Here is a 9,295-nt window from a genome sequence, read left to right as displayed (position 1 = left end):
CCGCGCCGTCCGGATGCAGGCTTGGTGTTTAGAGGTCGGTGAGTGGGGCGGTGAAGCGTACGTGGGTACCGCCGTGCTCCGGTGTGGTGAAGTGGCAGCTGCCGCAAAGGTGTTCGGCGCGGCGGACCATGTTGGCCAGCCCGCTGTGGCGCTGGTTGTCGACGGAGATGCCTCGGCCGTTGTCGATGACGTCGATGGCCAGTTCATCGCCCACGGCTATGCGTACGGCTAAACGGGTGGCTCCGGAGTGACGCACGCTGTTGCTGATGGCTTCTGTGAGGATCGCCGCGGCGTGCTGGGCCAACTCGGCGCCGACGACGCTCATCGGTCCCGACACGGCCACCGTGGTCCTGATGTCGCGATCATCGGTCAAATCGGCGATCGCGGCGTGAATGCGTTGGCGGAAATTTTCACCGGAACGCGCTGTGGAGTTCAGCCGGAAGATGGTCCTGCGGATGTCCTCGATGGTGGATTGCAGCTCATCGACGGTACGGGTCAATCGGTCAACGACGTGCTGTGAGTGGGACCGCGCGATGGTGCCTTGCAAATCCAACCCGGCGGCGAACAATTTCTGGATGACGTGATCGTGCAGGTCGTGTGCGATGCGTTCCCGGTCGGCGAGCACAGTTTGTTCGCGTTCGCGGTCACGTCCGGCGGCCAGGCTCAACGCCAGGGCAGCATGGCCGGCAAAATCGGCCGCCAAGTCCAGGTAACGGGTGTCCAACGGCGACTGGTGGGGACTCCGGGCCGCCGCGATCACCCCCCAAGCCATCGCGCCCGCGCGCAGGGGCATCACCATCGCGGGACGCTGCCCGATATCGGTGAACCCGGCGATCGGGTGCTGGAATACGTCGGTGATCAGCGGGGTCCCGGTGCGAAACACCGCGCCGACGGTCGAGCCGTGCACCGCCACCTGCTGGCCGTCCACGTCCTCGGCGTGGACCCCCACCGCGGCCGCCACGGTCAGGGTGTCGACGTGGTCGGCCGGCAGCTCAGGGTCGGCAGACAGCAACACGATGGCCTGCTCAGCGTCGGTCAGCGTACAGACGCGGTCGGCGATCAGCGACAGCGCGGCCTTACCGGAGTCGCCGCCCGCGAGGACCGCGGTGATGATCTCGCGGCTGGCCGCGGTCCACCGCGCGGAGGTGGACACCTGATCGAACAGCTGGGCGTTGTCGATGGCCACCGCCGCCACCGAGGCCAACGCCCGCACGGCGTTCTCATGGGACTCGTTGAACACTTGGCCGGGCCGATCATCGCCGAGGTACAGACTGCCGAACACCACCTCGCGGATGATGATCGGCACCCCCAGAAATGCGCGCATCGGAGGATGATCCTCGGGAAACCCCACCGCTGCGGGGTGGGCGTTCAAATCATCCAGCCGCACGATGTCGGTCTGATTCAACAGCACTCCCAACAGACCCTTACCGGCCGGCAGATCACCCAGCCGCGCCACCGTGTCGGCGTTCATACCGGCGTGCACGAACGACGTCAATCGGCCGTCCGCCCCACGCACCCCGAGCGCGCCATACTGGGCGCCGGTCAACTGCCTGGCTGCGGTGACGATACGGACCAGCGTGGCATCCAGATCAAGATCGGCGCTGATTTCGATATTGAGGGCCAGCAACTGCTCCATCTGGTCACGCGACGCCAGCAGCTCATCGAGCTGTTCATGCATCCGGCCCACCAGCCCGCCCTGGATCAGCCGAGAAAACGCCGACCCCTTCGCCGCGCATCCCCCAACACCTTTCGCGACTCAACTCTTTGGCACACGGTAGATGCGATCCTACGCCGCTGGTCCCGCGTGTCGGCAGCGTCGTCACCAGCCAGCCACTGCACCCATCAACTCAACCCACGGTGTCTGATCGACCCACGGTATTGATTACGCGGCCTCACTGGGCGGCGACCTCCTCGGCGTCGGTGGGGGCGAAAATGGTCTGGACCGCCGCCGCCGGGGCGTGTTTAGCTGAGACCGCGGTGTGCAGTGTGCGCATGAAGTGCACCCGGCGCCTACCCTTGCCCGAATGGGCTGGTGAACTGTTGTGTCAGAGCAGCTTTGACACCGCTATGGGCGTCGCGATGAACACATGCACCCCAGACAGCCCCCGTGCTTTCAACGACGCGAGGAACTCCCGTCAGAACTCGTAGGACTCAATGTCACCCACGGCGGTACCAGAACGTCAGGGGTGCCGTCGATGAACACCTCGGCAGCCGAACCTCCTGAAGAGGCTGCGCAGCATCGTTTCCCGTCCAGCTGTTGGCGTCGCACCGACAAAACGCGTCTGCTGACGGAGGGCTTGCCTGTCGTCGGCGACGCGGTGTGCAGCTCCAACCCAATCTATGTGGAGGTATGACGGCGTGGCCGCGCTGGAAGCTTGGCCGCTCAGAAACTCTGTGTCCTGGGGCGCAGTGGATCTTCCGTGGCATGTCTTAGCTAAGCTAGCTAACTCCGGAGCCAATCGGCCAGGCTTGGCAGCTAGCTGCATGCGGTGACCCCTAGCTGCCCCGGACTAGGGCACGGCACCGCCATCGACGAGGTTGCTCAGCGGGTACATGGACCGATTACTGAACTGCTGCCGATGTGACACCGCCGCATTCGAGCCATTCCTCAAGGCGGTGGCTCGTTGACCCACCGATTCGGCTGCTGCGCCCCTCGATGATGTGGCGTGCCGCCTCAGCCAACTAACGCCGCGGCAGAACGCGCCCAACGATGGTTAGCGCGACCAGTCTCTGAATAGTTAGCTGAACTGACACATGTGCGGGCACGCGATGACCTCGCAGTCTCCTATCAGGGATCGGTAGATGGACAACTGTCGAATGGGTGAGTGAACACCCGGGCCGTGGCGACGCAACGACACCCCCACCCGCGGAACCGTGCTGTGCGGGCTGAGCAATGGGAGCCCGCGCGTGGTGTGGACCAACGACGCCGAACGGCTCATCGCCGACGTGCAATCAGGTGGCCCCAACGACCCTCGGCTGGACCAGCTCTACGCATGGTGGGGAACCACTCGTGATCAGTGGTCAACAGCGGCGGCACCGCGAGGGCTGGAGGCGAGCTGCGGTGCGTCGAGCGCCGTCTGGCCGGAACTGGGCCTTTATTGTCGAGCGAAGGGCGAGATACCCCCGACGAGCAAGGATGTCGATAATGATCTTCGAGGGTGAACTGGTTATGGCCGTCACTGAAGAGGTCCGGAACAACACCGAGCCTGTCACCCTATCGGCCTACGCTGTCCCTAAAAGAAACCCACGCTGAGGAGGAACCGGTGGCCAAACGTGAGTCACTGCGAACGCTCACTGCCGCTGTCGCTCACGCCGAAGTGATCCCCGCCGGTCGCCCCCTCAGCCGGGAGGAGATCGCACTACTCGACCGACTCGCCGCCCGGTTGACGACACACCTTTTCGGAGACCGGTCCGAGAAGATCACCGACCTGCTGCGCCGCGTGTCCGCAGTCCGCACCGGCAAGCGCGAAACCACCTTGGGCTCCGTTGAATCGAAGTTATCGGCACCGACCGCAAAGAAGAGACCGCCGGCGCGGCAGAAGAAAAAGGAGAAAAAGACCGCCCACAAGCTCGCCATCGAACTCCACCGCATCTCTGCTGCGGGCCGCCCGATCGGCAACGCCGACGCAGTGGCCCTAGATGGCATCGTGGAAGCATCGCGCTTGCTCGCAGTCACCGATAGGCGTGCGCGGCTGCTCTGGCTTCGGGCGCTTGACATTCGGGAGTATCTGACAGGTACGTCGTCGGACCCCGATCGTGATCGAAGCGGTGTGCCGTCTGCTGGCAGGATTGGTAGATCCCGGGGTCTCGATCTCGCCAAGCGTGAGGTTCTAGGTGGTCTCCCGTCGTCGCGGCGGAGGCACTGACGATGACCGATGAGAGGCCGCAGCTTGTTGTCAGTAATTCGGTCGTCCAGATGTCAATGCACAGCTCATCGGAGTCCCCTTCGTAACGGAGCGAATCTGGCCATATCGTGAAAATGCTCAAGACACTGCTGGAACGGCTGGCAGGCTACGAACGACACGACAGCGTGCTGGTGTCTAACGGTTCGGACGTCATGCTCGAGCACTTGGAGACTTGGACGTTCCCGTCGGGCGAGCAAGGCGGGTGTCCGTCCAGATTGAGGAGTGTCCGTTAACGAACGGCGGATTCTGGCGGTCGTCGCAACACGTCCCCGTCGCGAGCGGAATCGCTCGTCCGTGTCGAGCGTAGCGGGGTCGGGTCGGCGGCGCGCTGGTACGGGCCGGCATGCCCACGCGTCAAGAGCGCTGCGCGTCCCTGCGGGACCGGCCTGCGGCCGGCGCTTGACCCGCGGGACCCTCCGGCCCTGGGGCAGGGAGTTGCGGGCCGGGCGTTGGCCCTGCCCGCCTCAAGCGCCCGCCGCCTCATGTCCCAGGGTCGTTCCGGATCAGCGCGGAGAGCCTACGCGGCGAACAGGTGGCCGATCTCCTCGATGGGTTTGCGGTAGCCGAGGCGTTTTCGGGGCCGGTCGTTGAGTTCGGCGGCAACCTGGTCCAGCTCGGCTTCGCTGTGCACGGACAGATCGCTGCCCTTCGGGAAGTACTGGCGCAGAAGGCCGTTGGTGTTCTCGTTGCTGCCGCGCTGCCAAGGCTTGTGCGGGTCGCAGAAAAAGATCTCGATGTCGGCGGCGACGGCGACCTGCTTCCAGTCGCGCATCTCCGGACCCTGGTCCCAGGTCAACGAGCGGCGCACCACCTCGGGCAGGGTCTGGATCTTCGCGGCCAGTGCCGAGGCCACCTGCTCGGGCTTGTACCCGTCGGGCAGGTGCACCAGCATCGTGTACCCGCTGCTGCGTTCAACCAGGGTGCCGATCGCGGTCAGGTTGCGCTTGCCGATGATCAGGTCGCCCTCCCAGTTACGCCCCGGCGGTTTTCGTCGATGGAATCCGTGCGGGTTGAGGTGGCAGTCTCAGAAGCGCAGCACGGTTCAGCGCAGCCGTCCTTCTCCCCTGGTTCGATTGCGAATCGAAGTTCGTACTGGTTATGGGCGTGGTCGCTCATGTTACGACCTCCACCGTGTCGCTCGTCGCGGCCGGGTTAGCGTCCTCGTCGACACATGGCTCCTCAGTGTTGACCGCGAGTACAACTTGCACGAGCTCACTTAGCGCGCGAGTGAGATGCGGATCGCTGAGCGTGTAGCGGACCTGCCGGCCCTCGTAGGTCGCCACTACCAACCCGCAGCTGCGCAAGCACGCCAAGTGGTTGGACACATTCGACCGCGTCAAGTTAAGACGATCGGCGAGCTCACCGGGGTACTTCACGCCGTCGAGCAGCGCGACCAAGATTCGACAGCGGGTCGGATCGGCCAACGCGCGGCCGAGCCGAGCCAGCGCCGCCTCACGCATCTCACATGTCAGCATTACTCAAACAGTACAGCCAACACTGAACTGACATCAAGCGCTGAGCGCCGATTAATTTAGGGTGGTCCCACCGGGTGGTCACTCGCCGCATTACGTCGGAAGTCGCGGAGTCGAAGCCCGGCCTCATGTGAACAGCTCGGCGAGGCGCGCGAATGGGACAATGCGGTATCGGCTATTGAACCGAGCGGTGAGCAGATCGGCGTCGATAACGATCAACGGACACACACGCACCAGACCTTCTTCGATGCCCAGCGTTTGCAGCACTTCGGGCAAGTGAGTGCAGACCCACTCGTAGCGCCCTCGTAGCCGTTGTGTGGCGGACTTTTCACCCTCGATCAGGCTCGATAGTTCGTTTGCCATCTCACGTGGGGTGCGCGCCACTGCAAGGGCTTTGGCCTCCAGTACATACAGGGTTCGCGACGCGGGATGGAAAGCTAACAGATCGATGTCACCCAAGTCGCGCCCGTGGATATTCCTCAGGTCGTGCGCGCCGAAGCGCCGTACCCGGCGGCGCACGGGTTCGCACCGTGTGGAAAGTTCGTCGGCGACGCGCTGCTCGAATCGGTCGCCGTTGAGGTCTCGCGCAGCACCGAGCGCGGCTTTCATTTCCGGGGTGTCGGCTTTCAGGCGCCCAGAGACGTACTGGCCGTGCAATTCGAACGAGGTGCGCAGCGCGTTTCGGTGTCCAAACATGACGTGGTCGACGCCGTCATGGCTACAGCGAATGAGAGGACGGCGTAGGTAGGAACGGCCACGGTTGTAGCGCCACGGAAATACATCAGCACCTAGCCCCCAGAAGTCATCTTCCTTTGCCATTGTGAGGTGATCTAGGAAGGCGCTGACTTTCTCTTCTGACCATGCAAATTTCGATGTCATACGCTGAGGAATTTCCCGGATTGGAACTAAGCCGACGTCTTCCTGTTCGCGTTCGGTAGACAGATTCACCAATTCGCTTGTGAACAAGGCTAACTCAGTGAATGAGAATCCCCATTCGATGGTTGCCACGCTGTCGGCCAGAGACAAGTCATCGGTGGCGGTGCCCGAATCGTCGGGGTCCCACGCGTCGCGGCGGACGGCGTCGTGCACTCTCGCAGCGGCATTGGCACTCAGCAGACTCTGAAGGCCTTGGGTGTACCGATCATCGTCGCGTCGGATGCCAAGGCGGCCCGAGGGCAGGATAGAAAGCTCTGCATGCGAAAGGTCGGCGTGGATTGCATCCGAGAGAAAGCCCTTGTGCACGATTTCTGATGCCAGCCCAAGGAGTCCGTCATAGGCCTCGATCGTCGGCGTCGCGTCCGAGATCGGTTGTGTAGCGGCGGTAAGCTCGATGAGAAACCGTGACGAGACCGACGCGGATGTGGCCTCTCTGATTCGTTTGGCAAGGCGTTGTGTCTCATCGGAGGCCGGCCCGAAGCAAGCCAGCCGCGACGGGTGCCGTTGCCATTCCACGTAGCCCTCGTGCAGCAGAGCCTCGTTAGCGCGTATCAAGTAGTCCAACAGGGAGATTCCGTCGTAGGCGGCGAGGGCGGTCGTCAGTCGGTCGCGGAAGAATGCGACGACCTCATCATTGAGCACCTGGGTGCGTTCTGAGCTGGGTATGTTTCGACGGTGCGCCCCACAATCATGGCGCAGATGGAGCCCTAGCTCGTCGAGGAGTCGCGAGGTCACCGCGGGTACCGTGGTGCGGGCTTTCGGTAGGTCACCCGGCCACGCGATCAGATCGACGTCGGAACGCACGACATGCAGCATGCGTCGTTCCCCTGGGGGAGCGAGTGTCTCAACTGTTTGGTCGACGAAATCCTGGTCCCCTGCAGCGTCGTGCACTGCGCTCAGGGTGGATAGCACTTCGCCGATGAGGTCACGGTCGAGCGTGTTTGGAGGAGCGTCGCGGTCGGGTTTGGGCGGAGCCTTGAATTCGAACGTCAGGTGTTTTCCCTCGACGTCGGGTCCGCGACGCATCCATCGATCATCCTGGGTGGTCGACCACTCGGCCTCGACGAGCAGCAGTTGCAGCTCCGGTTCGAAGTCTGCGAGGAGTTCCGGCGCAATCTCATGTATGCAGACGAGCCAGTAGCACATCGCTTCCGCGAATGATCGCATGCGAAGCTGATTTTCGAGCGATCCGGTTCGGAGTTCGACCCAGATCGTAAGGCCGGGAACCTCAGCAGAGAAGATGATGCGCGGCAGCGCAATCACTTCGCGTACCGGCGACGCATCGCCATGAGCAAGAAAGCATTCGTGCAGCCGATTGGCGATGCGAACGAAGGTACGCCCCAACCGCTGAGCGATCTTGACACGCAATGCCTCAGAGTAGTCAGACTCTACGACGAGTGCCGTAGGCGGAGGGGAGTCGTCGCCCGCGTAGAACGATTGATCGTTCTCCTCATACAGACCGTAAAGGTCGGCGAGACCGCCGTGCAGAATAGTTGTGTCGTTATCGTGCAACCGATCTAACGCTTCCGCGAAGTACCACAGACTTAGTTGATCGGTACCGGAGGTGTAAAGAATCGTCTCGAGATCCTCAAACGTCGAACAGAGGTGCCGCGGCTCGTTGGGTGAAAGCAGATACAGATCTCTTCCCAAAGGCCAGAAGACATCGATCGTGAGCAGCCTCGCGCCATCATCGGTTGAGTCCGCCGGCGGCGCCGCTGCTGTCAGCGGATCGGGTAAAACCGCGTCGGTTTCCGTGTCGGGGCTGGGAACGTAGACGCGGATGTCCAGCTCCTTGTCGGCGTCGAACTTGCCCCGAAGTCCGCTGAACCCCACATCGCCGCGTGTTGCGGGGTCCCCGTCGAAGAGGGATTCGCATAGTTGACGGGTCAGCCGCGCGGCGTGCGCGGTGATCGCTTCGTGAAGCAGCCCGTGACAGTCGTGGGCCGTTGCTTCCACGCAAATCGCGTGCCGCAGCGTCGCCATCAACTCAAACGGTGTGGCGATGACCACTGCATTTCTTCCCGTGCGAACGAACGGCCGCGCAATGAGCGCCTGGTCGATATCGCTGCCATCCCACGGAGGTAGCGCGTCGGCGTCGACGAAGAACCTGTCCTGCAGATAAGCAGTCAGCGCATCAGGGAGACCACCGAAAAACACGGCTTCGTCGAGCGTGACGGCATCTGCCAGAGTCTTCAGTTCCCCGCCATCGGGTACCACGACCGCGCTGGGCTTTGATGGTGCAGTTGTGTATCGGCCGAGTCTCATCCGGGCTGCCAGATGATCGCTGGTCATCAGGAGTAGCCGCGCACATGCCTCCACGTTGCGTGTGAAGGTGTCTGGAAACTGATCACGATATGGGCCGAAAATCGCTGGTAGTAGATGACGCACTACGATGCCGGCATCGGTTACCAGCCCCTGAAGCACCAGGTATGTTCCCGGCAGGAACGGCACTTCGGCGGCAAGAAATCCACCGAAGTGCTCACGCATCTGTGACAAGGGTTTTGCCTTGTACGACTCGAAACGACTGATGCAGTCGGCCAGCTCGTCGGAGCTCGACGAATCTCGCGCAGCAAACGCGGTCAGCTGGGTTAGCGCATCCAGATAGTGCGTGTTGGCAGGGACGAGCTGTATAGCGACTACCCGCGCCAAGGGCTCTATATCGTCGATCGGCACGTCTCCCTGCACCATGGCGCCAGACTAGCGGCACGCAACGACCACGCTGGTCGACGGGCGAAGTTCATCGTGGACACGATCCGGATGGACCTCTCCCGCGAGGCGTGCGAGCTACACGTCGAGGATCTGTCATCCCTCGAAGGGATGCTCGGGTGCGAGGTCCGCTGGTCGGAATTTTTCAAGGTGGATGAGTCCAGTGGGTGTTAAGCGGCTGGTGTCGCGGCCTCCTGTGTGGTGTGTTGGGCTGGCTGGTTGATCCAGACGGCCTCGGGTAGGTCGAGCATCTTCGGGGTGCAGGTAGTGCCGAAG

At 62.8% G+C, this 9,295-nt stretch carries 4 protein-coding genes and 3 pseudogenes; 2 read left to right on the top strand and 5 right to left on the bottom strand.

Annotation, left to right across the window (positions count from 1 at the left end; genetic code table 11):
- Nucleotides 1-28: 28 nt before the first annotated feature.
- Both ADBZ6K_RS13950 and ADBZ6K_RS13945 read right to left on the bottom strand, forming a co-directional pair.
- On the bottom strand, nucleotides 29-1,678 hold the full coding sequence (locus ADBZ6K_RS13950) for a GAF domain-containing sensor histidine kinase (protein WP_526347591.1): 1,650 nt from the start codon (nucleotides 1,676-1,678) through the stop codon (nucleotides 29-31).
- Between the two features lie 217 nt (nucleotides 1,679-1,895).
- A pseudogene (locus tag ADBZ6K_RS13945) lies at nucleotides 1,896-2,212 on the bottom strand (transposase); the annotation flags it as partial.
- Nucleotides 2,213-3,263: 1,051 nt separating this feature from the next.
- Here ADBZ6K_RS13945 and ADBZ6K_RS13940 point away from each other — a divergent pair.
- A complete protein-coding gene (locus ADBZ6K_RS13940; protein ID WP_526347589.1) occupies nucleotides 3,264-3,866 on the top strand; it encodes a hypothetical protein in 603 nt (200 codons plus the stop codon).
- Between the two features lie 104 nt (nucleotides 3,867-3,970).
- Nucleotides 3,971-4,105, top strand: a pseudogene (locus ADBZ6K_RS13935) (nuclear transport factor 2 family protein); the annotation flags it as partial.
- A 317-nt stretch (nucleotides 4,106-4,422) separates the two neighbouring features.
- Here ADBZ6K_RS13935 and ADBZ6K_RS13930 read toward each other — a convergent pair.
- The 3 genes and pseudogenes from ADBZ6K_RS13930 to ADBZ6K_RS13920 form a co-directional block, all read right to left on the bottom strand.
- A pseudogene (locus tag ADBZ6K_RS13930) lies at nucleotides 4,423-4,896 on the bottom strand (IS30 family transposase); the annotation flags it as partial.
- Nucleotides 4,897-5,017: 121 nt separating this feature from the next.
- On the bottom strand, nucleotides 5,018-5,380 hold the full coding sequence (gene cmtR / locus ADBZ6K_RS13925; protein WP_526347586.1) for a Cd(II)/Pb(II)-sensing metalloregulatory transcriptional regulator CmtR: 363 nt from the start codon (nucleotides 5,378-5,380) through the stop codon (nucleotides 5,018-5,020).
- 123 nt (nucleotides 5,381-5,503) lie between these two features.
- The gene (locus ADBZ6K_RS13920; protein ID WP_526347584.1) at nucleotides 5,504-9,001 is read right to left on the bottom strand and encodes an anti-phage protein Upx-like protein; all 3,498 of its coding nucleotides are present in this window, start codon (nucleotides 8,999-9,001) and stop codon (nucleotides 5,504-5,506) included.
- Nucleotides 9,002-9,295 lie beyond the last annotated feature (294 nt).

It is taken from the genome of Mycobacterium sp. (genome assembly GCF_044223235.1).
In the GTDB taxonomy this organism is placed as follows: Bacteria; Actinomycetota; Actinomycetes; order Mycobacteriales; family Mycobacteriaceae; genus Mycobacterium.
Note: the sequence above shows the minus strand (reverse complement) of the source record. Positions and strands in the feature narration are given on the sequence as shown.